The organism is Streptomyces sp. NPDC042201 (assembly GCF_055582185.1).
This window is the reverse complement of record NZ_JBVJDS010000011.1, coordinates 239776-262742: the sequence shown is the minus strand read 5'-3', so window position 1 is coordinate 262742 and position 22967 is coordinate 239776. Positions and strand designations below refer to the sequence as shown.

Here is a 22967-nt window from a genome sequence, read left to right as displayed (position 1 = left end):
GGCCCGGGTCAGAGGGCATGTCCCGTCGTCGCGTCGACATGGCCGGGCACCTCGTCGTGCCGGTCCCCGACCGTCAGGGTGCCGCTCGGCTCGAACAGCAGCAGTGCCGCGCCCTGCGCCGACGACGGCTTGTGCCAGACGCCGCGCGGGACGACGAACACCGAGCCGCGGGGGAGGGTGACGGTCCGCTCGCCGCCGTCCTCGCGCAGCGCGATCAGCAACTCCCCTTCGAGGACCTGGAAGAATTCGTCCGTGTCGTCGTGGACGTGCCAGACATGGTCGCCGGCGACCTTGGCGACCCGTACGTCGTAGTCGTTGACGCGGGTCACGATGCGCGGGCTCCACAGCGCGTCGAACGAGCCGAGGGCCTGGCTCAGAGCGACAGGTTCGGTGGACGCGGCGGGCTCTACGGGTTCGGTGCTCATGGAACGATCATCGCCGGACCGCACGCCCGCCGCGGGCAGAATGAGGACATGGCCCGACGTACCGCACGCACCAGCCGCCCCGCTCGATCCGACCAGCAGGCCGTCACCGCCGCCTCGCCCTGCCCCTGCGGGCTGCCGGCCACGTACGGCGCGTGCTGCGGGCGGTTCCACGCGGGAACCGCCACCGCGCCCACCGCCGAGCTGCTGATGCGGTCCCGCTACAGCGCCTTCGCCGTGCGCGACGAGCCGTATCTGCTGAGGACCTGGGATCCCGCCACCCGCCCCTCGGGCGCGGCGCCCGACCCCGCGATGCGATGGACCGGGCTGGAGATCCTGGACGCCACCGACGGCAGCCCGTTCCACACCACCGGCACCGTCACCTTCCGTGCCCGCTTCACCCAGCAGGGCGAGCGGGGCGCCCTGCACGAGCGGAGCCGCTTCGCCCGGCACGAGGGTGCCTGGGTGTATGTGGACGGCGATTTCCTGGAGTGATCAGCCCGATATCCGGGCCGTACGCTCCAGGGTGACGAAGCGGCGGCCCGCCGCCGTCCACTGCTCGGCGGAGGCCCAGCCCGTGGCGTGTCCGTGCCGCACGAGCGCGCGTGCGCCCAGGCGGGCCCAGGAGAAGGCCTCTCCCGGAGCGCCGTTGCCGTTGTCGACGCGGACCCGGACCCGCTCGTCGAGCTCCGCGTCCATCCCGGTGGGGGCCGCTTCGACGATCAGCGAGCCCGCCTCGCCGACCACCACGGCGAGCCGGGTGAGCAGCGCCACCGGATCGCCGCCGATCCCGATGTTGCCGTCCATCAGCAGCGCCGTGTTCCAGCCGCCCTCGCGCGGCAGCGGATCGAACACCGAACGGACCAGCGCGCTCCCGCCGGCGCGCACGGTGTGCGCGACGGCCGCCGGGCTGACATCGATGCCCAGCGACGGGCGGCCCCGGGCGGTCAGCGCCGCGACCAGCCGGCCGGGACCGCAGCCGATGTCGAGCACCGTGCCGTGACACCGCTCCAGCACGGTCAGATCCGCGGCGTCCGGTCCCGCGCACCAGCGTTCCACCTCCAGCGGCAGCAGCCAGCCGTCCGAGCGCCGCAGGAAGAGCGGCCCGCGGCCGGTGCGCAGCGCGTCGGTGTACGGGTCGGCCTGCCAGGGCGTCGTACGGCGTGGCCGCAGCGCGCCGGCCGTGGCCGACCGGGGGCGGGCGGGGGGCGTGGTCGTCCCGGTCTCGGTGGCGGTCATCGCACCCCGGCCGGGGTGAGCCGGGCGAGGGCCGCGGCGAACCGGCTGCCGGGGGCGTCCGCCGCGACCAGCTCCGCGTCGTGCGCGGTGTCGACGTCACGCAGCAGCGGCAGGTCCCGTACGGCGAGTCCCGCGTCGGTGAGCCGCTCACGCTGCACCGCCCCGGTCTCGGGCACGGACATCGGCACGCCCCGCAGCAGAGCGGGGTCCGGCGCGGCGAGGCCCAGCGCCCAGAACCCGCCGTCGACGGCCGGGCCGAACCACGCGTCGCACCCCTGCCAGGCGTCCGGAGCCAGCGCGGGGGCCAGCAGCTCCGGGGTGAGCTGCGGGGTGTCCATCCCGACGAGCAGGGCAGGACCGGTGCACTGCCCGAAGGCGGCGGCGAGCCGCTCGTCCAGCCCGCCGCCCGACTGCGGTACGACCTCGATCCCGGCCGGCAGCCAGTCGCCGGGTACACCGTCGAGTACCAGCACCCGCCGACGCGCGGGCGCGGCGAGCACCGCGGTGAGTGTGTCGACGAGCGACGCCTCCGCGAGCGCGGCGGCCTCCTCGGCCAGGAACGGCGGAGTGAGCCGCGTCTTGACCCGCCCGGCCACCGGCGCCTTGGCGATCACCAGCAGAGTGGTCACCGGGCACCCGCCCGGTCCGCCCGGTTCGCCTGGTCCGCACGGACCTGTTCGACGCCCGGCGCTTCCGCGAGGACGCCCCGCATGTCGTGGACCGCCTGCCAGGTGCCGCGCCAGGTGCCGGTCACCTTGGACGTGCCGGTCCGTGGCAGATACGGGACATCGCGTTCCGTGACCCGCCACCCCGCGTCGGCCGCCCGTACGACCATCTGGAGGGGATAGCCGCTGCGGCGGTCGGTCAGCGCCAGGCCGAGCAGCGCCGCGCGGCGCGCCGCGCGCAGGGGGCCCAGATCGTGCAGCGGCAGGCCCGTCCTGCGGCGCGTCATCCGGGCCAGCGCCAGATTCCCGGCCCGGGCGTGCAGCGGCCAGGCCGTGCGCGTCCGGGGCCGGCGGCGGCCCAGCACGAGATCCGCCCGGCCGGCCGCCACCTCCGCCACGAACGCGGGCAGCAGCCCGGGGTCGAGCGAGGCATCGCAGTCGCAGAAGCAGACGAACTCCGCCTCGGCGGCGAGCAGTCCGGCATGGCAGGCGGCCCCGAACCCGCGCCGCGGTTCATGCACCACCGTCGCGCCGAGCCCGGCGGCGATCTCCGCGGAGCCGTCGGCCGAGCCGTTGTCGACGACGATCGCCCGCCAGCCGGCCGGCACGCGGTCCAGCACCCAGGGCAGCGCACGGGCCTCGTCGAGACAGGGAAGTACGACGTCAACCGTCGTGGGGATCGAGTGAGTCATGTCCATCACCGTATGAATCCAGAAATCGGCACAAGGGATATGAGGCCTTACGAAACACGGACATCACCGCGCGGGCGACCGCCCCGGTCCGTTCGGGTCAAGGCAGCGCGGACCGGCCCGGCGGCCGCTCGGGCCGTTGCGGGCGTCGCGGCGCGTCACGCCCTCACGGCACCGCCGCCGCCCGCTGCCCCGACCGGGCGAACTCCGCCATGCCCGCCGCGAATCCGACCTCGGCGCGCCAGCCGAGCTCCGCTCTCAGCCGCTGCGACGACGCCGTGATGTGCCGGACGTCGCCGAGCCGGTACTCCCCGGTGACCACCGGTCCTGGACCGCCGTGCGCGGCCGCGAGCGCGGCGGCCATCTCACCCACCGTGCGGGGCTCCCCGCTGCCGGTGTTGAAGGCGCTCAGCGCCCCGGGCTCCCGGCCCCGCACGGCCGCCAGCGCCAGCGCGTTCGCCGCCGCCACATCCCGTACGTGCACGAAGTCCCGCCGCTGCCCGCCGTCCTCGAAGACCCGCGGCGCCTCGCCGCGCGCGAGCGAGGAGCGGAAGAAGGACGCCACCCCCGCGTACGGCGTGTCGCGCGGCATCCCCGGCCCGTACACATTGTGGTAGCGCAGCGAGACGGCCCGGCCGCCCGTGGCCCGTGCCCAGGCCGCCGTCAGATGCTCCTGGGCCAGCTTGGTCGCCGCGTACACATTGCGCGGGTCGGTGGCCGCCTCCTCCCCGATCAGCCCCGGCGCCAACTCCGCGCCGCAGTAAGGGCATCCGGGCTCGAAGCGCCCGGCGTCCAGATCCGCCGCCGTGCGCGGCCCCGGCCCGACCCGGCCGTGCCGTGGGCAGTCGTACCGCCCCTCGCCGTACACCACCATCGACCCGGCGAGCACGAGATCCCGGACGCCTGCCAGGGCCATGGCGGCCAGCAGCACGGCGGTGCCCAGATCGTTGCAGCTCACATAGTCCGGCGCGGCCGCGAAGTCCTTGCCGAGACCGACCATCGCCGCCTGGTGGCAGACCGCGTCCACACCCCGCAGGGCCCGCGCGACGGCCGCCCCGTCCCGTACGTCCGCGTGGATCCACTCCGCCTCCACGGGCGGCGGTGGATCCACGGGATGCGCCGAAGGCAGCAGGGCGTCCAGCACGACGGGCTCATGGCCGTCCGCGACGAGGGCGGTGACGATGTGCGAGCCGATGAAGCCCGCGCCTCCGGTGACGAGTACACGCATGACGGGGACGCTATGCGCCGTACGGTCCCCGCGCCCGGTCACGCGCCGGGGCGTCACAGGTCCGTAAGATCACCGGTCCGCTCTTCCTCGGCCGCACGCGGACCGGCGCCGCTCAATGACCGGTCACCCCCAGCACCTTCGCCAGGTCGTACCGCACGGGCTCCTCCAGCTGCTCGTAGGTGCAGCTCGCCGGCGTACGGTCGGGGCGCCAGCGGCGGAACTGCGCGGTGTGCCGGAACCGGTCGCCCTCCATATGGTCGTACGCCACCTCGCACACCAGCTCCGGCCGCAGCGGCAGCCACGACAGATCCTTCGTACCGGACCAGCGGCTCGGCCCGCCGGGCAGCCGGGCGCCCTCATGCGCGGACTCGTCCCCCCACGCGGCCCACGGATGGCCCTGCGCCGACTCCATCCGCAGCGGCGCCAGTTCCTCGACCAGCTCCGCGCGGCGTTTCATGGAGAACGCGGCGCAGACCCCGACATGCTGCAGGACGCCCCGCGTGTCGTACAGCCCGAGGAGCAGCGACCCCACCACCGGACCGCTCTTGTGGAGGCGGTACCCGGCGACGACCACATCCGCCGTCCGCTCGTGCTTGATCTTGTACATCGACCGGGTGTCGGGCCGGTACGGCAGATCGAGCGGCTTGGCGATCACTCCGTCGAGCCCGGCGCCCTCGTACTGCTCGAACCACTCACGGGCCAGCGCGATATCGGTGGTGGCGGGCGCGAGATGGAGCGGCGGACCGGTGCCGATGAGCGCGGCCTCCAGCGCCTCTCTGCGCTGCGCCTGCGGGACGGCGAGCAGACCGGCGTCCCCGAGGGCCAGCAGATCGAACGCGACAAAGCTCGCCGGGGTCCGCTCGGCGAGCATGTCCACCCGCGATTTCGCCGGATGGATGCGCTCGGTGAGCCGGTCGAAGTCCAGCCGCCCCTCATGGACGATCACGATCTCGCCGTCCATGACACAGCGCTGGGGCAGCTGGGCGAGCAGGGCCGTGACCAGCTCGGGGAAGTAGCGGGTGAGGGACTTCCCCGTCCTGCTGCCGATCACCACCTCGTCACCGTCGCGGTGGACGATCGCCCGGAAGCCGTCCCATTTCGCCTCGTACTGCATCCCGGGCGGGATGTTCGCCACGGACTTGGCGAGCATGGGTTTCACGGGAGGCATCACCGGCAGATCCATGCCCCGATTGTGCGGGGGAATGACCGGCCCCGCCCGATATGCGCTCCGGGTGCGCCGGGCCTACCGTGGCCCCCATGGGTGCAGCGGTGGAGCTTGAGGCGGGTGGCCGGACCGTACGGCTGTCCAGCCCGGACAAGATCTATTTCCCCGAGCGCGGCTTCACCAAGCTGGATGTCGCTCGGTACTACCTGGCCGTGGGGCCGGGGATGCTCCGCGCCCTGCGCGACCGGCCGACCACGCTGGAACGCTTCCCCGAGGGCGTCGAGGGCGAGTCCTTCTTCCAGAAGCGGGCGCCCAAGAACCTGCCCGACTGGATCCCCACCGCGCGGATCGACTTCCCCAGCGGCCGTTCGGCCGACGAGATCTGCCCGACGGAGGTCGCCGCCGTGCTCTGGGCGGCGAACCTCGGCTGTCTCACCTTCCACCCCTGGCCGGTACGCAGGGGCCGCACCGACCACCCCGACGAACTGCGCATCGACCTGGACCCGCAGCCGGGCACGGACTTCAACGACGCGGTCAGAGCCGCCCACGAGCTGCACGCGTTCCTCGACGAACAGGGGCTGAACGGCTGGCCCAAGACCTCCGGCGGCCGCGGGCTCCATGTGTTCGTGCCGATCGAACCGCGCTGGACGTTCACCGAGGTGCGCCGGTGCGCCATCACCGTCGGCCATGAGCTGGAGCGGCGGATGCCGGGCCGCGTGACCACGGCCTGGTGGAAGGAGGAGCGCGGCGAGCGGATCTTCGTCGACTACAACCAGACCGCCCGCGACCGCACCATCGCCTCCGCCTACTCCGTACGCCCCCTGCCGCACGCCCCGGTCTCCGCGCCGCTGCGCTGGACGGAGCTCGACGATGTCGCGCCGCGCGATTTCGACCTCGCGACCATGCCGGTGCGCTTCACCGAACTCGGCGACGTACATGCGGAGATGGTGGACGAGGCCCACAGCCTGGAAGGGCTGCTGGAGCTGGCCGACCGGTACGAACGCGACCACGGCCTCGGGGACATGCCGTATCCGCCCGACTATCCGAAGATGCCGGGGGAACCCAAGCGGGTCCAGCCGAGCCGGGCCAAGCAGGAAGGCGTCTGACCACGGAAGTGCCCCCTCTACGGCGAGAGGGGGCACTTCGTGCTTCACCGGTGCGTCGGCACCGCTCCGGCTACAGCTCCTTGACGCGGATGTCGCGGTACGAGATCACATCCGTCGTGCCGTGGACCTGGAGCCCGACATAACCGGTGGCGTACCGCCGGCCGTCCGTGCCCGGGTCACCGGCGCGCGCGGGGGTGAACTCCTGGCCGCCCACGTTGTCGAACTCATTGATCACGACACCGTTGCGCAGGATGGTGAAGTGCTGGCCGACCACGCGGATCTCGTAGTCGTTCCAGGTGCCCTTCGGGGTGACCCCCGCGCCGCCCAGACCCACCCGGTCGAAACCGTAGACCGAGCCGGTCTTGTACATGTCGCCGTCCGGCTTGTCGAGAATCTGGATCTCGTGGCCGTAGTTGATGGCGACCCACTCGGGGCGGGACTCCTCCGGGTGCTCATGGACGTTCGGGAAGCGGACGAAGACTCCGCCGTTGGCGTTGCCCGCGCCCGGGGCGTCGTCGCGGAACTGGAGCTTCAGCGAGAAGTCGCCGTACTTGCGCTCCGGGAACCACAGCATGCCCATGCCCTCGACCGTGGTGCTGCTGGTGATGGCACCGTCGTCGGAGAGCGCGAACTTACCGCCGCCGACCTGCTCCCACTTGGCGAGGGACGCCGCCGTGCCGTCGAAGAGGGAGCGGTAGCCCTCGGTCTGGCCCGGCTTGCCGATCTTGGACTGCTTGGCAGCCTTGGTGATCTTGTTGAACTCGCGCTGGTCGATGACATTGTCGGTCAGCAGCTTGTCCAGCACACCGTCGACGTGCTTGAGGAAGAGGGCCTGGGAGGTCCACTCCCGCTCGTCCTCAATCAGCTCGTTGATGGTGCACCGGTTACGGGTGAGCCGGTTCGGCACGCCCGTGTCGACCGTGCCGACGATGACCGTCAGCCTCTCGTCGAACTCGGGGCAGTTGGGCGCGGGAACGCCGCCGCCCTGCGCGATGGTGAACGACACCTGCTTGGCCTGCGAGGTGTTGCCCGCCTTGTCGGTCGCACGGTGCGCGAGCGTGTGATAGCCGACCCGGTCCACGATGACGGGCGTGGTGTACGCGAGGTACGGCCCGCCGTCGAGGGAGTACTCGGTCTTGTCCACACCCGAGTCGGCGTCGGTCGCGGTGAGCGTCACCTTGGCGCTGGTGATGAAGGCGCCGTTGGAGTTCTTCTCACCGGTCACGGCCGCCGAGGTCACCGGCGCGGTCGTGTCCTGCGCCGGCGGCTCGACGACGGTGAAGCCGACGGACTTCTCGGCCGCCGCGTTGCCCGCCTTGTCGGCCGCGCGGTAGCGGACCGTGTGGGTGCCGGTCTCATGGACCATCACCGGAGCGGTGTACGGCTGCCAGGCGCCGTCGGCCCCGAGCGCGTACTCGATGGTGTTGACGCCCGAGCCGGTGTCCGAGGCGGTGACGGTGACCGTGGCCATCGTCAGATAGTTGCCCGCCTCGTCCTTCTCGCCGCTGACGGTCGCCGAGGTCTCCGGCGCGGTCGTGTCATCGGTCGGCGGGGCCACGACGGTGAAGTCGACGGACTTCTCGGCCGCCGCGTTACCCGCCTTGTCGGTGGCCCGGTACCTGATCGTGTGCTCGCCGACCTGGTCGACCACCACCGGCGCGGTGTAGGCCTGCCACGGCCCGTCCGCCCCGACCGCGTACTCGGTCGTCTGGACGCCGGAGCCGTCGTCGGTCGCCGTCACCGTGACGGTCGCGGAACCGACGTACGCGCCGTCGCCGTTCTGCTGGCCCTCGACCTTGGCCGCGGTCTCGGGAGCGGCGGTGTCGTCGCCACCGCCGCCCTCGGTCACGGTCAGGATGCCGGTCATCTGGCCATGACCCGGGATCGAGCAGTGGAAGCGGTACCTGCCCGGGGTCAGATTGACCTCGGCGGTGTACTTGCCGCCGTTGGCGTCACTGGGATTGGCCAGGATGTTCAGCGGAACATCGTTGTTGTACTCGGGATCGGACACGTCGAAGGTCAACGTGTGCGGCATTCCGGTGGTGTTGCCGGTGGCCGCGCTGTTCTCGAACACGATCGTGGTCGCCCCGGCCACCGCGGTGGTCGGGAAACTGAGATAGCGGTCGATGGGGTCGCCGGCCGTCCAGGTGAGCACCTGGGCGGCCGCCTCGCGGTTGTCCGTACGGTCGTCGGAACGTCCGTACGCCGCTGTCGAGGTCAGCCCCAGCACCATGAGCAACGCGCCCACCAGGGCCGTCCACAGGCGTAGAGGTCGGTGTCTCACTGCGCCGCCTTCCTGGCCAGATCGTTGGCGGCCGGTGTCGGCTCGCCGCCCTTGTACGTCACGCGCCACAGCGCGGACTGGTTGTCGGAGGTGAAGAAGCCGCGTCCGTAGTCCAGGACATAGAGCGAACCGTCCGGGGCGAACTTCCAGTCCATCAGGTTGCGGATACCGCCCTGGCCGACCGGGATGATCTTCTTCAGCGACTCGGCGTGCACGGGCAGGCCGCCCTTGCCGAGCGTCTTGGGGTCGGTCAGCACCGCGTGGCGCGGACTGTCCGCCGCGTCGTAGAAGTCACCGACGAACCACTTGCCGTCCCAGTACTCCGGCCACTTCTCGGTGGAGGCGCTCTGCGCGTCGTACCGGTAGACCGGACCGTCCATCGTCGCCTGGCCGCCGCCCTTGAGCCACGGCAGCAGGAACTTCGCCTCTTCGGCCTTGTAGCTGGGGACGCCGTTCGCGTCACGCGGATAGTCCGGGGCACCGCCCTGCGGCGAGTACCAGATGGTGTTGCCCGTGATGGGGGGCAGATTCACCAGACCGTTGTTGTTGGGGGACTCGTTCTTCGGGGCGTCGCAGTTGTACCAGCCCAGCGGCTTCGTCGGGTCCGGCAGATTGCGGTCCCGGTAGGGCTGCTTGTTGCCCATGCAGTACGGCCAGCCGTGGTTGCCGGCCTTGGTGATCGCGGAGAACGTGTCGTACTTCGCAGGACCCCAGGTGGTGCTCGGGGCGCCGGCGTCCGGGCCGACCCAGCCCGCGTACAGCACGTCGGTCTTCTTGTCGATGGTGATACGTGCCGGATTGCGCACGCCCATCACATAGATCTCGCCGCGGGTCTTGTCGCCGCCCTCGTCCGGCTCCTCGCCCGTGAAGAGGTTCCCCGCGGGCAGGGTGTACGTCCCGTCGTCCTCCGGGTGGATCCGCAGGATCTTGCCGTTGAGGTTGTTCGTGTTGCCCGCGGTCCTGCGGGCGTCCGCGAAGGACAGGCCCTTGTAGTTGGGCTGCGGGTTGTTGCCCGAATAACCGTCGCTGAATCCCGACGAGTTGTTGTCGCCGGTCGCGATGTAGAGGTTGCCCTTCGAGTCGAAGGCCATACCGCCGCCGGCGTGGCAGCAGCTGTGGACCTGTACGGGCCACTTCAGCAGAACCTTCTCGGAGGCGAGGTCCAGCTTGTTGGTCGTCAGGTTCAGCGTGAAGCGGGAGACGCGCCGTTCGGCGGTCTGCTTGTCACGGTCGACCTGGGAGTGCGGGGTGTAGTGCAGATACACCCAGCCGTTGGTCTCGAAGGCGGGGTCCAGCTCGATGCCGAGCAGCCCCTCCTCGACCTTGACCAGCTCGTCGCCGCCGCCCTTGTTGCCGAAGACCGTCAGCGCGCCCGCGAGCGTCACCTTCTTGGTCTTCGGGTCGTAGACATGGATCTGGCCCACGCCCTTGCCGACGTTCGGGTCGTTCCAGTCGGTGACGACGGGGGCGCTGTTGTCGCCGCCGCCGCGGCCGATGTACAGCACCCGCTCGTCGGGCGCGACGACCAGGCCGTGCGGCTCGCCGATCTGGTCCTGCTGGCCCGGCTGGTTCGCCTGGGTGACGCGCTCCGCCTTGTAGTTGGCGTTGATCGTCGCCTTGCAGTCGGCGCGGGAGAGCCGCGTCGTCCACTCGAGGGCGCCGCGCAGATGGTCGCGGAAGTCCGTCTCCGCGTACGAGTCGGCCGTACCGCCCATGCCGGTGTAGAAGGACCGGCCGCCGTCGTAGTCACGGCACCAGGAGACCGGGTGGTCGGCGCCGTTGGCGCCGGTACCGGGCTGGTAGCTGGCCTCCCTGACCCGGGCGACGGTGTGCACCGAACCGGCGGGGTTGGTGGCCCAGTTGATCCACTTGTCCGGCCGCTTCCACTCCAGCGGCAGGTTCTTGGTGGCCGGGTTGACGCGGTCGCCCACTTCGACGGTCGCGCGCTGGACGGTGGTGGGACTCGAAGCGGCCGGCCGGGCTCCGATCAGCCCGGTGAACCAGTCGGAGTACGGCTCCGTACGGGCCGCGTCATGGATGCCGAGGAAGCCGCCACCGGCCTCCACATAAGCCTCCAGGCCCGCTTCCTGCGCGGGGTCCAGCACATCGCCGCCGCCCGTGAGGAACACGACCGCGTTGTACGTGCCGAGCTTGGCCTTGGTGAAGACCGAACCGTCGTCCGTGGCCTCGGTCTTGAAGCGCTGCGCGGTCGGTCCCGAGCGGCCGATCGCCTCGATGGCCTCGATCCCGGCGTTGACGACCGGTGACTCCTCGGTGGCCGAGGCGTGGAAGACGAGGACCTTGACGTTATTACCGCCGGGAGGCGACGGAAGGGACAACGTTGTCGACGGCGGCTCCGGGAACGGCTTGGCCGTGGCGGCCGTGCCGCCGAGCAGAGACGCCGCCATCGTTCCGGCCACCAGGGCCGCGGCCATTCCGCGCCTGGATCTTGACCGGTGATGTGGTGCGCGCTGCATGTGTTCACCCAACCCCTCTTTGGTCACAGCAACAGCGCCTGAAGCTAGACCTCTTTCGGTGACTCGCCAATAGGTATGACCGTAATCACTCCAACTTTGTCCTGAGTGTGGATAAACGAAGATCACTGGTCTACCGTGTGGCCGTCCCCGGGGCCTCATGTGCCCCGTGAATATCCGTACGGCACTGGGGAGTTCGGTATGGCCATGGACAGACGGAGCTTCAACCGGCGCCTGTTGGTGGGTGGCGCGGTCGCCGCGACAGGGGTGACATCGTTGTCGGTCGCCTCTGCCCCTTCGGCGACCTCGGCGGAACCACCGCCCAGGACCGCTCCCGCGGGCGGCCAGGTGCGCCATCTCAAGCTCTACGCCGAGACATTGCCCAACGGCCAGATGGGCTACGGCTTCGAGAAGGGCAAGGCGACCGTCCCGGGCCCGCTGATCGAACTGGTCGAGGGCGACACCGTCCATATCGAGTTCGAGAACACGACGGACGTGGCGGCCAGTCTCCATGTCCACGGCGTGGACTACGACATCGCCAGCGACGGCACCAGGATGAACAAGAGCCATGTCGAACCCGGCGGCACCCGGACCTACACCTGGCGCACCCATGCCCCCGGCAAGCGCAAGGACGGCACCTGGCAGGCGGGCAGCGCGGGTTACTGGCACTACCACGACCATGTCGTCGGCACGGACCACGGCACGGGAGGTATCCGCAAGGGCCTCTACGGCCCGGTGATCGTCCGCAGGAAGGGCGACATCCTGCCGGACAAGCAGTTCACGATCGTCTTCAACGACATGACGATCAACAACAAGTCCGGCGCCGACACCCCCAACTTCGAGGCCACGGTGGGCGACCGGGTCGAGATCGTCATGATCACGCACGGCGAGTTCTACCACACGTTCCATATCCACGGTCATCGCTGGGCGGACAACAGAACGGGCCTGCTCACCGGGCCGGACGACCCCAGCCGGGTGGTAGACAACAAGATCACGGGGCCGGCGGACTCCTTCGGCCTGCAGATCATCGCGGGTGAGAACGTGGGCGCGGGGGCGTGGATGTACCACTGCCATGTCCAGAGCCACTCCGACATGGGCATGGCCGGCCTGCTGCTGGTGGCCAAACCGGACGGCACGATCCCGGGCTACGAGCCGCACCATCCGACGGGCGCGTCCGACGCCAAGGGAGCGAAGGACGCGAAGGGAGCGGCGGAGCACTCCGGGCACTAGGGAGTGACTGAGCTGCTCGCGGCCGGACGGGCCGTCGTCTCGGCGGAGGCGGCGGTCCTGTCCGGCCGGGCCACCGTCGCGGTCTCACTCCGCCAGGCGCAGCTGTTCCTCCTCGACGATCCGGCGGGCGATGTCGCGGTCCGAGACGTCGATCGCGTCGGGCGTGGCCTCGGCCATGTCGCTGCGACGGGCGTACGCGTCGAACAGCCGGTCCTTGTCGGCCAGGATGTCCAGCAGGCGCTGGTCCACGCTGTCGACCGCGAGCAGCCGGTGGACCTGGACCGGGCGGACCTGGCCCATGCGATGGGCCCGGGCCACCGCCTGGTGTTCCAGGGTCGGTTTGACCTGCGGCTCACAGAGGATGACGACGGACGCGGCCTGCATATTGAGCCCGATGCCGCCCGCCTGGATCTGGCTCAGCAGGACGGCATGGCCGGGGACGGCGGCGAAGGCGTCGACGATCCGCTGGCGGCGGGCGGCCGGCACCTCGCCGGAGAGCGGTCCGAACACCTCCTCGCCGAGGGCCTCGCGCACCGTGGTGAGGACATCGCGGAAGTACGAGAAGACCACGACCTTCAGTTCGTTCGCCGCGGCCTCGGCGACCAGTTCCCGCAGGCGCCCGAGCTTCGCGGAGGTCTCGGGGCGGGCGTACGCGGCCCGCCGCATGCGCATGAAGTGGGCGGTCGACACCGCCTCCCGGTAGGCCGCCAGATCACCGGCGCTGAGTTCCTCCCACTCGTCGACCTGCACCAGCGCGGGCAGTTCGGCCAGCACGTCCTGCTGGTTACGGCGCAGATAGGCGGGGGCGACCGCGCGGCGGAAGGCATGGGAGCCCGCGACCGCGTCGATGCCCTGGGCACCGGGGGCCAGTTCGGGCTGGAGACGGCGGATCAGACTGCGGAACTCCCCGACCCGGTTCTCCATCGGCGTCCCCGTCAGAAACAGGACATGCCCGGCCCGTTCCGTCCATCCGGACACGGCGCGCGACCGGCGGGTGTCCGGGTTCTTCACATAGTGGGCCTCGTCCACGACAAGCATCTGCGGCTCCGACCCGGCCGGCTCGCCGTCCCGGGGGAGCGGCAGCGTATGCAGGGAGTCGAAGGTGGTGACGGCGACTCCGCCGCGCTCGCTCCACTCGGTGAACGCCTCCTGGCGCTCGGGGCCGTGTACGGGAATGGCGCGCAGGACGCTCCGGGAGCCGATCTCCCGTGTCCAGTTGATCAGGACACTGGCCGGGCACACCACCATGAAGTGCGTGCCGCCCAGCGCCGCGAGATGCGCGAGCGCGGCGATGGCCTGGACGGTCTTGCCGAGCCCCATCTCATCACCGATGATCACGCGGCGCTGGGCCAGCGCGAAGCGCGCGCCGAACGACTGGTAGCCGCGCAGCGACACCCGCAGCCGGGTGTCGTCGAGCTGCTGGGCCCGTACTCGCCCGGCGATGTCCGACGGCATGAAGCCCTCGGACGCGGCGAGATCGGGGCTGCTGCCCGCCGTCTCGGCGAGCAGGCTGTAGTACTCCGCGGAGCGCAGCTCGAAATCGACCCAGCTCTCGATCTCCGACGCCGGCTCCCGCAGCAGATCCACCGAGACCTGCGCGAGCAGCAGTGGCACGTCCTGTTCCGCCGCCTCGTCGAGCAGCCGCCCGATCCGGCCCACCGCGCCCAGGGCCCTGGTCCGCCGGTCCCGTCCGGCGAGAGCCATCCGCAGCCGCCGCCTGGCGGGCGCCGCCTCCGGCAGCAGCGTGCGCAGCTCAGCGGCGAGCCGCTCGGCGGTGTCGTGCGCGCGCCGCAGCCCGGGTCCTGCCCCGACCAGCCGGTGCAGGGCGGTCACCAGCGCGGTGGTGCGCGGTTCCGGGTGGTCGACATCGATGCGTACGGAGACGGTCTCCCCGACGGCCTCGGCGATCCGGGCGGCCGCGGCCACCGCCTGGTCGGCGGTGTGGGCCCCGACTCCTGGCAGTTGGCGCAGGGCGTGCCGGCCCGCTTCGTGCACTCCGCGTACGGAGGTGAATCCGGCCTGTTCGAGGGCGCCGAGCCGCAGCCGGCCCTCGGTGACATCCTTCAGCCGGGCGACCGGGATCGCGCCCAGCTCCGTACCGACCAGTTCCTCCTGGAGCGGGCGGAAGGCGTCCCGTATGGCGGTGACCGCGCGGGCGTGGTCGTCCAGCAGCCGCCGCGCGCTCTCCAGCAGGTGAGCCGCCGCGTCGATGAGGGACGCGGCTCTTCTGCCCGCGGGGACCGGAACGCGTTCCGGTCCGACACCCGCACCCGCCATGACGCCGCTCCGCTCGACCGAACCGCCTCAACCGGCTCATATGCTCCCACGCCCGGCAGCGGGCGATGCCGACCGCCGTCCGCCCTACGCCATCCGCCCCGGGAGTACATGCGGCCTCGCGGCATCTGGAGGAGACTCGAAAGGGAGAGCAACGGGATCCCATGAAGGAGCGCACCATGCTCACCACCCCGTTCGTCACCGGTTCCCCGAACTGGGCCGATCTCGGCACCCCCGACATCGAGGGGGCGACCGCCTTCTACCACGGCCTGTTCGGCTGGGACTTCATGTCGGCGGGGCTCGAGGCCGGCGGCTACGGCATGTTCCAGCTGAGCGGCGGAACCGCGGCGGGGGTCATGCCCGTCCCGCCCGACCAGGGGCCGCCCTCCTGGTCGCTGTACTTCCAGACACCCGATGCCGAGTCCACGGCGAAAGCCGTCGAGCAGGCCGGCGGCTCTGTGGCGTTCCAGCCGATGGACGTCATGGACCTCGGCAGAATGGCGGTCTTCACCGATCAGGCCGGGGCCGGCTTCTCGGCCTGGCAGCCCGGCAGGAACAAGGGCCTGGGGGTCGTCAACGCGCCGGGCAGCCTCTGCTGGGCCGAGCTGTACACACCCGATGAGGACGCCGCGTACGCCTTCTACCACACGGTCTTCGGCTGGGAGGCGCTCAGCATGCCGATGCCGGACGGCGTCGGTACGTACCGGATGGTGAACCCGGCTGGTCAGGGCCCGGACACCATGTTCGGCGGGTTCGTACCGCTCGGCGCCGATCCGGTCGAAGCCGACAGCGGGCCGCACTGGCAGCTGTATTTCGCGGTCACGGACTGCGACGCGGCGGCGGTCACGGCCCAGCAGCTGGGCGGTACGATCCGGATGGAGCCGACCGATATCGAAGGCGTCGGCCGGTTCGCCAAGCTCGCCGATCCCTACGGAGCGCTCTTCGCGGTCATGCAGGGGGTGGCGGGGGACGGCTGACGGACCTGGCACCCACCGTGCATCCTGGTTGCCCCGTGCACGTGGAGCCCGGCCGCCGCGGCCGTTGACCTTTCGTCAAGCGACTGTTTATCGCGACGGGGCAGCCTGTCCGGCATGCCGATCAACACCATGACCAGCACCACCGCCACGACCGACCGCGCGGAGCATGAACTCTCCTGGCAGGAGAGCGCGTTGTGCGCCCAGACCGGGCCGGAATTCTTCTTCCCCGCCCCCGGCTCCTCCACCCGGGAGGCGAAGCGGCTGTGCGGCGCCTGCGAAGGCCGCGTCGCCTGCCTGCAGTACGCGCTCGCCCACGACGAACGATTCGGCGTATGGGGCGGGCTCTCCGAGAAGGAACGGCAGCGGCTCCGGCGCGACGGCAGCTGAGCCTGCCTCAGGGGGCGCCGGCCTCAGGGGGGCGGCGCCCCTCAGCGTGCGGCGATCCGGAACGGCTCCCCGTACATCCGCCAGGCCAACGGCGGATCGAGGTCCATATTGCCGTCCCGCAGAAACACCCGCTGAGCGGTGTCGATCCGTGACGAGTCGCGCTGCTCCGTGATGAGTTTCGCCTTCATCACGGACCGGCCGCCGTCCAGGAAGGCGTGCAGATACGTCTTCTCGTCGCCGCCCTCGGCCGCCGTCTTCGCCTTCTTCATCGCCGCGTGGCGGATGCCGTAGAAGCCCTCGGCGTCGAGCCCGGGGCCGTGCAGCACCATCGCGTCGTAGTAGATGAACTGCCCGAGCGTCCCGAGCCCGTCCATCTTGGCCAGCCGGACGGCCGGTTCGAAGTAGAGCGTGTCGCGGGTCCTGTCCTGCGCCGTGCGGAAAGCGGCGGACTCGGCGGCCTGGGCCCAGGCGTCCCGGAAGCCGGGGTCGAGCCCCTCGTGCGAGTCGGTGCCGTCCACCGCGCGCAGCGCCGGAAGATACCGGGCGAGCGGATTATCCGGATGGTCCTTGGTGTACGACTCGACCAGTTGCAGCATGTCGTTCGTACCGGAGCAGAAGCCGATGATCCCGGCCGTGTAGCCGTTGCCGTCGCCGATGTCCTCGATGACGCCGTACTGGCTGCGCCAGTCCAGAGTGGAGTTCTCCGCGCTGGCCACGAGCTCGGCGGCGATCTCCTTCTTCCCGGGAGCCGCGAGTCCGGGCGGCATCTTGTCGATCCGCTGCGCCAGCTCCTCCTTGTCGTCCGTGTCCCCGGACGCCAGCGGATTGGGAGCGCCGCTCTGCGCGGGATAGGACGGCGGGTGATCGGCGAGCACACCCGAATCGTCGCCGCCGCCGAAGATGACGGCGACAGCGACGATTAACGGGGCGCCTATGAGGAAGAGACGCGTGACAGGCTTCATCCGGCACAGCGTACGACGCGCCGGCGCGCCTCCCTGTGCGACCTCCCCGGCAACGGGGATGGCCGCCGCCATGAAGGTCTCGTGAATGTCCCGTCAGGCGTACGCGGTGTCCGCGGCCGCCGGATCAGCCGGCGGCGCGCGCGGCCATCCGCGCCTTGCGGGCGGCGAGCTTCTCGTCGAACTTGCTCGCCTCGCTGTCCAGGCCGCCCATGTACAGGCCGAGCTCTTCCTGCGCCTTGAGACCCTCCGGGCCGAGCCCGTCTATGTCCAGGACCTTCAGATAGCGCAGCACCGGCTGGAGCACGTCGTCGTGGTGGATCCGCATGTTGTAGATCTCGCCGATGGCCATCTGCGCGGCGGCGCGCTCGAAGCCGGGCATGCCGTGGCCGGGCATCCGGAAGTGCACGACGACATCACGGACGGACTGCATGGTCAGATCGGGGGCGAGCTCGAAGGCGGCGCCCAGCAGATTCCGGTAGAAGACCATGTGCAGATTCTCGTCGGTGGAGATCCGCGCCAGCATCCGGTCGCAGACCGGGTCGCCCGACTGGTGCCCGGTGTTGCGGTGCGAGACGCGCGTCGCCAGCTCCTGGAAGGCGACATACGCGACGGAGTGCAGCATCGAGTGGCGGTTGTCGGACTCGAAGCCCTCCGCCATGTGCGCCATCCGGAACTGCTCCAGCTTGTCCGGGTCGACGGCGCGCGAGGTGAGCAGATAGTCACGCATCACGATGCCGTGCCTGCCCTCTTCCGCGGTCCAGCGGTGCACCCAGGTGCCCCAGGCTCCGTCGCGGCCGAAGAGGCTGGCGATCTCGTGGTGGTAGCTGGGGAGGTTGTCCTCGGTCAGCAGATTGACCACCAGCGCGATCTTGCCGAGATCGGTGACCTTGGACTGAGCGGGATCCCAGGCCTCGCCGTTCTCGAAGATGCCGGGGAAGTTGCGGCCGTCGGACCAGGGCACGTACTCGTGCGGCATCCAGTCCTTGGCGACCTTGAGATGGCGGTTGAGTTCCTTCTCCACCACCTCTTCCAGCGCGTACAGCAGTCGGGCGTCGGTCCACGCTTCCGAACTGCCTAGGTGGGGAGAGGTGATCGTCACGGGTGCTCCTGGGGACGGGAGTTTTTTACCTACGGGTTCGTAGGTTACGACACCGTAGGTTAAAGCCGCGGTAAGCCGGAGGCCAAGCCCGGTACGGCGAAGGAGCGTCACACTCCGCTATCTGTGTCCTTTACGCACGACTATGTGTGGAGCTCGCGCAGGCGTACAGAGAGGCAGGTCACGCACCCTTCGAGCTTCTCGAACTCGCTGATGTCGACCGGCACCGGTTCGTAGCCGAGAGCCATGAAAAGCTTCGCGCTCCTGGGCGCGCTCGCGGCCATCAGCAGCTTCCCGCCGCCCAGGAGCACCACATGCGCGCCCGATTCCTCCGGCACGGCCAGGAAGCGCGGGAAGAGAGAAGGCTCGTCCACCAGCGGCGCGTAGCCGATGACTGTGGAGTCCGGCAGCGCCGTCACCGCGGACTTGAGATGCAGCACCTTGCTCACGGGTACGGCGACGACCCGCGCCCCGAGCGGCTCGAAGGCCGTCCGCAGCTGCCGCAGCCCCGCCGCGTTCGTCCGGCCCCCCTGCCCCACATAGACCGTGTCGCCGGTCTTCAGGACATCGCCGCCGTCGAGCGTGCCCGGTTCCCGCACCCGGTCCACCGAACAGCCGAGCCGGCCGAGCGCCTTCTCCACCGCGGCCGGCTCGGGCCGGCGTGAGGGGGCGCCGGACCGGGCGACGAGGGCGGTATTCCGGAACATCACGACGGTGTCCTCGACGAACACCCCGTCCGGGCAGTCGTCGGCGGGCGCCACCTCGACGGTCTCCCAGCCGTGCTCGCGCAGCGTCCCGGCATACCGCTCCCACTGCCGGAGCGCGAGCCCGGCATCGACGGGGACGCGCTCGACATGGGTGACAAGCCCCTCGGTGAGGCGCGGGCCCGGACGTCGGATCAGAGCTTTCCTGCCGGCCACGGGCGGTCTCCGTTCGATGCGGGGTCAGGTCGCGCCCATCATGACCCGCCGTACCCCGGCTGCGGAACGGCCCCTACAAAGGCCACGGTTCCGCTTCCCTCACCTCCTCGGCGGTGGTGTCGCGGAGCTCGCCGTCGAGCAGCAGCCAGCGGGTGATGCCGATCGACTCCAGGAAGGGCACATCGTGGCTCGCCACGATCAGCGCGCCCTCGTACGACTCCAGAGCGGCCGCGAGCCGGCGCACGCTCGCCATGTCCAGATTGTTCGTCGGCTCGTCCAGCATCAGCAGCCGCGGCGCCGGTTCGGCGAGCAGCAGCGCGGCGAGCGAGGCACGGAAACGCTCCCCGCCCGAGAGCGTTCCGGCCGGCTGATCGGCCCGCGCGCCCCGGAACAGGAAGCGCGCCAGCCGCGCCCTGATCATGTTGTTGGTCGCCGCGGGCGCGAAGCGCGCCACATTCGCCACGACGCTCAGGGTGTCGTCGAGGACATCGAGCCGCTGCGGCAGAAAGCGCAGCGGGACATGGGCGAGCGCCTCGCCGGAGACCGGTTCCAGCTCTCCGGCGACCGTACGCAGCAGCGTCGTCTTGCCCGCTCCGTTCCGGCCGACCAGCGCGATCCGCTCGGGGCCGCGGATCTCGAACTCGCCCCTGGCCTCGGCTCCGTAGCGCAGGCGCAGCTCGCGCAGGGTCAGCACGCTCCGGCCCGGATGCACCGTGGTGTTCGGCAGCTCGATGCGGATCTCGTCGTCGTCCCGTACCGCCTCCACCGCTTCGTCCAGGCGCTCCTTCGCCTCGGCGAGCTTCTCGGTGTGCATGATGCGGTGTTTGCCCGCGGACTCCTGCGCCGCCCGCTTGCGGGCCCCCATGACGATCTTGGGTTCACGTTTGCTGTCCGCCATCTTCTGTCCGTACCGCTTGCGCCGGGCCAACTTGACCTGGGCGTCGGACAGATCGCGCTTCTGGCGCTGTACGTCGGCCTCGGCGACCCGCACCATTCGCTCGGCCGCATCCTGCTCCTGGGCGAGTGCGTCTTCGTACGCGGAGAAGTTGCCGCCGTACCACCGCACCTCGCCGTCCCGCAGATCGGCGATCTGGTCGACGCGCTCCAGCAGTTCACGGTCGTGGCTGACCACGACCATCACCCCGGACCAGGACTCCACGGCCGCGTACAGCCGTCGTCGCGCGTGCAGATCGAGGTTGTTCGTCGGCTCGTCCAGCAGCAGGACACCGGGCCTGGCCAGCAGCAGCGCCGCCAGCCGGAGCAGGACGCACTCGCCGCCCGACACCTCGCCGATGCTCCGGTCGAGGCCGATGCGGCCGAGACCGAGCTGGTCGAGGGTGGCGCGGGCCCGTTCCTCGACATCCCAGTCGTCGCCGACGGCGGTGAAGTGCTCCTCGCTCGCGTCGCCCGCCTCGATGGCGTGCAGCGCGGTGCGGGTCGCGGCGATGCCCAGGGCCTCGTCCACCCGCAGCGCGGTGTCGAGCACCACGGTCTGCGGCAGATAGCCGACGTCACCGGCGACCTTGACGGTCCCTTCGGCCGGGGCCAGGTCGCCCGCCATCAGCCGCAACAGGGTTGACTTTCCCGAGCCGTTGAGTCCGATCAGCCCGGTTCTGCCGGGTCCGACCGCCAGTTGGAAACCGTCGAACACGCCGGTCCCGTCGGGCCAGGAGAAGGAGAGAGCGGTACAGGTGATGTGCGAGGAGGAGGCTGACATACGGGTCTCCGGTTGCTGCGAAGGATGCGAGAAGCTCAGGGCAACGGATGGAGACACCGCGATACGGACGACGTCCGCCGGGGGGAAAAGGAAAAGTCCCGGTCGGGGAGGACGGCTCAGCAGCCGAGGTCGCACGCGAGGCACACAGCGGAGCGCTGTGCGGCACGGTGTCTCACGACCTCAGACGAGCAACGTCCTACTCCAATCGACGACAACAGGACCCGTAGAACGTACGAGTCCGATTCGGCGGCTGTCAACGCCATTGATCTCGTGTCGGATGCCCGCGCGGGCAGCGGGAGCAGGCTCGCCGGCCGGACGTCAGCAGGCGTCGCCCAGCAGCTCGGTCAGGTCGTGGTCCAGATCCAGATAGAGATGCTCACGGCCCACCGGGACCAGGCCCTGCGAGCGCTCCAGGAAGCGGCGCAGCTGCGAGGTGCGGAGATGGACCATCGCGGTGCCCTCGGGGGCGTGGAACTCCAGGACCGTACGGCCGTAGCCGAAGGGGCGCACCCGCACATCGCCGTCACCGGCGGGCTCGGTCAGCCCCGTGGCCAGCAGCTCGCGGGAGAACTCCCAGGTCACTTCGGTGCCCTCCAGCGTCGCCGGGGGCGGGAACGCCATGCGCACGGCGAAGGGATCCCCCCGGTCGTAGCGGAGCGTCGCGGGAACGGTCTCCATCCGGGGAACGGACGCGACCAGGCGGGCCTGTACGGCCTCTTCGATGACGGGTGACATGGTCTGCTCCCCTTCGACGGACCGGAGACGCATCGGATGCGTCTTCGCCTACTGGAAAGACGGCTGAGCGAGCCGATCCGTGCTCAGGAAGAGGAGTGACCTGCGTCACCGTGCCGTCCCCGGCCGTCCGCCGCGGGGGCACTCTGGACGGCATCGGGCCGGTGGGCTAGCTTCCAGCGCCATGAAGTCCATGGGGAAGTTGCGGCGAATGGTGTGTGCGGGACTCGCGGCCGGCGTGAGCGGGGCCGCCTTGGCCGCGGCGCTGTCCGTACCGGCGCAGGCGCAGGGAGCGAGCGGCGGCGCCGCGCCGGGCTGGCGCCTCACGGACACCGGCAGCGACGCGCGGTTCCGGGGCCTCGCCGCGGTGAGCCGCACCTCCGCCTGGGTCGCCGGCTCGGGGGGCACCGTGCTGCGCACGGCCGACGGGGGCCGCAGCTGGCGGAATGTCTCCCCGGCCGGCGCGGACGGGCTGGAGTTCCGTGACATCGAGGCGTTCGACGGACGCCGCGCCGTGGCCCTGGCCATCGGCGAGGGGGAGGCGTCCAGGATCTTCCGTACGGAGGACGGCGGAGCGCACTGGACCGAGTCCTTCCGCAACACCGACCCGAGGGCCTTCTACGACTGCGTCACCTTCTTCGACAGCCGGCACGGCCTCGCGATGAGTGATCCGGTCGACGGGAAGTTCCGCATCCTGTCCACGGGCGACGGCGGTTCGTCCTGGAAGGTGCTGCCCGACGCCGGGATGCCGGCCGCGCTGCCGGGCGAAGCGGGCTTCGCCGCCAGCGGCCAGTGTCTGGTCAGCTCGGGCCCGAAGGACGTCTGGCTGGCCACCGGCGGCGGGGCCACGGCGCGGGTGCTGCACTCCGCCGACCGGGGGCTGAACTGGACGGTCGCCGAGTCGACGCTCCCCGCGGGCGACCCGGCGCGCGGTGTCTTCGGGCTCGCCTTCCGTGACCGGCTGCACGGTCTGGCGGTCGGTGGCGACTACCGGCCCGAGCAGGCGTCGCCGCAGGCCGCCGCGGTGAGCGGCGACGGCGGCCGCGGCTGGCGGCAGGCGAAAACCCCGCCGTCCGCGTACCGGTCGGGCGTGGCCTGGCTGCCGTACAGCGGCTCGGCGGCGCTCGCCGTCGGCCCGACGGGGACGGACCTGACGACCGACGGCGGCCGCACCTGGCGCACCGTCGACAACGGGTCCTACGACACGGTCGACTGCACCTGGGACCTGGGCTGCTGGGCCGCCGGTGAACAGGGCCGCGTCGCCCGGTCGGCCTTCTGACACCCCGGCCGGACCCCGGCCCGTCACGCGGCGGGATGTTTCGTGCCCGTTACGCAAGCGTGACCTGAAGGGCTCTTGTGGAGCGATCGGAGGCTGCCGCAGGGTGCTGTATGCGCATACA

Annotated in this window: 20 protein-coding genes; 6 read left to right on the top strand and 14 right to left on the bottom strand. The window is 70.8% G+C overall.

The window, feature by feature from the left end; all coding sequences use genetic code 11:
* Positions 1-8: 8 nt before the first annotated feature.
* On the bottom strand, positions 9-425 hold the full coding sequence (locus tag ACZ6MZ_RS26260) for a cupin domain-containing protein (RefSeq protein WP_384186594.1): 417 nt from the start codon (positions 423-425) through the stop codon (positions 9-11).
* A gap of 48 nt (positions 426-473) precedes the next feature.
* Between ACZ6MZ_RS26260 and ACZ6MZ_RS26255 the strand changes: the two genes are divergently transcribed.
* The gene (locus tag ACZ6MZ_RS26255; protein ID WP_469354682.1) at positions 474-917 is read left to right on the top strand and encodes a YchJ family protein; all 444 of its coding nucleotides are present in this window, start codon (positions 474-476) and stop codon (positions 915-917) included.
* Here the strand turns inward: ACZ6MZ_RS26255 and ACZ6MZ_RS26250 are convergent, their stop codons facing one another.
* The 5 genes from ACZ6MZ_RS26250 to ACZ6MZ_RS26230 all read right to left on the bottom strand — a co-directional run bounded on the left by ACZ6MZ_RS26250 (position 918) and on the right by ACZ6MZ_RS26230 (position 5426).
* The gene (locus ACZ6MZ_RS26250) at positions 918-1661 is read right to left on the bottom strand and encodes a class I SAM-dependent methyltransferase (protein ID WP_469354680.1); all 744 of its coding nucleotides are present in this window, start codon (positions 1659-1661) and stop codon (positions 918-920) included.
* Complete coding sequence (locus ACZ6MZ_RS26245) at positions 1658-2290, bottom strand: TIGR04282 family arsenosugar biosynthesis glycosyltransferase (RefSeq protein WP_469354678.1); 633 nt, start codon at positions 2288-2290, stop codon at positions 1658-1660. The genes ACZ6MZ_RS26250 and ACZ6MZ_RS26245 overlap by 4 nt, the downstream gene beginning before the upstream one ends.
* Positions 2287-3018 (bottom strand): glycosyltransferase family 2 protein, encoded by a 732-nt coding sequence (locus ACZ6MZ_RS26240; RefSeq protein ID WP_469354676.1) that lies wholly within the window; start codon positions 3016-3018, stop codon positions 2287-2289. Before ACZ6MZ_RS26240 ends, ACZ6MZ_RS26245 begins: the two co-directional genes overlap by 4 nt.
* Positions 3019-3181: 163 nt before the next feature.
* Positions 3182-4243 carry an NAD-dependent epimerase/dehydratase family protein gene (locus tag ACZ6MZ_RS26235; protein WP_469354674.1) on the bottom strand — a complete coding sequence of 354 codons (1062 nt, stop codon included), beginning with the start codon at positions 4241-4243 and terminating at the stop codon, positions 3182-3184.
* A 112-nt stretch (positions 4244-4355) separates the two neighbouring features.
* Positions 4356-5426 carry an ATP-dependent DNA ligase gene (locus ACZ6MZ_RS26230; protein ID WP_469354672.1) on the bottom strand — a complete coding sequence of 357 codons (1071 nt, stop codon included), beginning with the start codon at positions 5424-5426 and terminating at the stop codon, positions 4356-4358.
* 74 nt (positions 5427-5500) lie between these two features.
* On the opposite strand from ACZ6MZ_RS26230, the gene ligD reads away from it, so the two are divergent.
* Entirely contained in the window at positions 5501-6514 is a 1014-nt protein-coding gene (ligD, locus tag ACZ6MZ_RS26225; RefSeq protein ID WP_389784693.1) for a non-homologous end-joining DNA ligase, read from the top strand.
* A 70-nt stretch (positions 6515-6584) separates the two neighbouring features.
* On the opposite strand, the gene ACZ6MZ_RS26220 is transcribed toward ligD, so the two are convergent.
* Both ACZ6MZ_RS26220 and ACZ6MZ_RS26215 read right to left on the bottom strand, forming a co-directional pair.
* Positions 6585-8747 (bottom strand): OmpL47-type beta-barrel domain-containing protein, encoded by a 2163-nt coding sequence (locus ACZ6MZ_RS26220; RefSeq protein WP_469354774.1) that lies wholly within the window; start codon positions 8745-8747, stop codon positions 6585-6587.
* Positions 8748-8794: 47 nt separating this feature from the next.
* Positions 8795-11275 carry a ThuA domain-containing protein gene (locus ACZ6MZ_RS26215; RefSeq protein WP_389784691.1) on the bottom strand — a complete coding sequence of 827 codons (2481 nt, stop codon included), beginning with the start codon at positions 11273-11275 and terminating at the stop codon, positions 8795-8797.
* Positions 11276-11479: 204 nt separating this feature from the next.
* Here ACZ6MZ_RS26215 and ACZ6MZ_RS26210 point away from each other — a divergent pair, with 204 nt between their 5' ends.
* The gene (locus ACZ6MZ_RS26210; RefSeq protein ID WP_469354771.1) at positions 11480-12502 is read left to right on the top strand and encodes a multicopper oxidase domain-containing protein; all 1023 of its coding nucleotides are present in this window, start codon (positions 11480-11482) and stop codon (positions 12500-12502) included.
* A gap of 84 nt (positions 12503-12586) precedes the next feature.
* Here ACZ6MZ_RS26210 and ACZ6MZ_RS26205 read toward each other — a convergent pair whose 3' ends face one another.
* Entirely contained in the window at positions 12587-14779 is a 2193-nt protein-coding gene (locus tag ACZ6MZ_RS26205) for a DEAD/DEAH box helicase (RefSeq protein WP_469354670.1), read from the bottom strand.
* Between the two features lie 176 nt (positions 14780-14955).
* Between ACZ6MZ_RS26205 and ACZ6MZ_RS26200 the strand changes: the two genes are divergently transcribed.
* Positions 14956-15753 (top strand): VOC family protein, encoded by a 798-nt coding sequence (locus ACZ6MZ_RS26200; RefSeq protein ID WP_389678797.1) that lies wholly within the window; start codon positions 14956-14958, stop codon positions 15751-15753.
* A 114-nt stretch (positions 15754-15867) separates the two neighbouring features.
* Positions 15868-16140 carry a WhiB family transcriptional regulator gene (locus ACZ6MZ_RS26195; RefSeq protein WP_384186610.1) on the top strand — a complete coding sequence of 91 codons (273 nt, stop codon included), beginning with the start codon at positions 15868-15870 and terminating at the stop codon, positions 16138-16140.
* A gap of 41 nt (positions 16141-16181) precedes the next feature.
* Here the strand turns inward: ACZ6MZ_RS26195 and ACZ6MZ_RS26190 are convergent, their stop codons facing one another.
* From ACZ6MZ_RS26190 to ssgD, 5 genes are all read right to left on the bottom strand, one after another.
* Complete coding sequence (locus tag ACZ6MZ_RS26190; protein ID WP_469354666.1) at positions 16182-17102, bottom strand: chitosanase; 921 nt, start codon at positions 17100-17102, stop codon at positions 16182-16184.
* Positions 17103-17226: 124 nt separating this feature from the next.
* On the bottom strand, positions 17227-18201 hold the full coding sequence (locus tag ACZ6MZ_RS26185) for an acyl-ACP desaturase (RefSeq protein WP_384186615.1): 975 nt from the start codon (positions 18199-18201) through the stop codon (positions 17227-17229).
* Positions 18202-18341: 140 nt separating this feature from the next.
* On the bottom strand, positions 18342-19118 hold the full coding sequence (gene ddaH, locus ACZ6MZ_RS26180) for a dimethylargininase (RefSeq protein WP_469354664.1): 777 nt from the start codon (positions 19116-19118) through the stop codon (positions 18342-18344).
* Positions 19119-19191: 73 nt separating this feature from the next.
* On the bottom strand, positions 19192-20835 hold the full coding sequence (locus ACZ6MZ_RS26175) for an ABC-F family ATP-binding cassette domain-containing protein (RefSeq protein WP_469354662.1): 1644 nt from the start codon (positions 20833-20835) through the stop codon (positions 19192-19194).
* A 318-nt stretch (positions 20836-21153) separates the two neighbouring features.
* Positions 21154-21570 carry a spore wall synthesis regulator SsgD gene (ssgD, locus tag ACZ6MZ_RS26170; RefSeq protein WP_384186624.1) on the bottom strand — a complete coding sequence of 139 codons (417 nt, stop codon included), beginning with the start codon at positions 21568-21570 and terminating at the stop codon, positions 21154-21156.
* Between the two features lie 181 nt (positions 21571-21751).
* On the opposite strand from ssgD, the gene ACZ6MZ_RS26165 reads away from it, so the two are divergent.
* On the top strand, positions 21752-22846 hold the full coding sequence (locus ACZ6MZ_RS26165; RefSeq protein WP_469354659.1) for a WD40/YVTN/BNR-like repeat-containing protein: 1095 nt from the start codon (positions 21752-21754) through the stop codon (positions 22844-22846).
* Positions 22847-22967 lie beyond the last annotated feature (121 nt).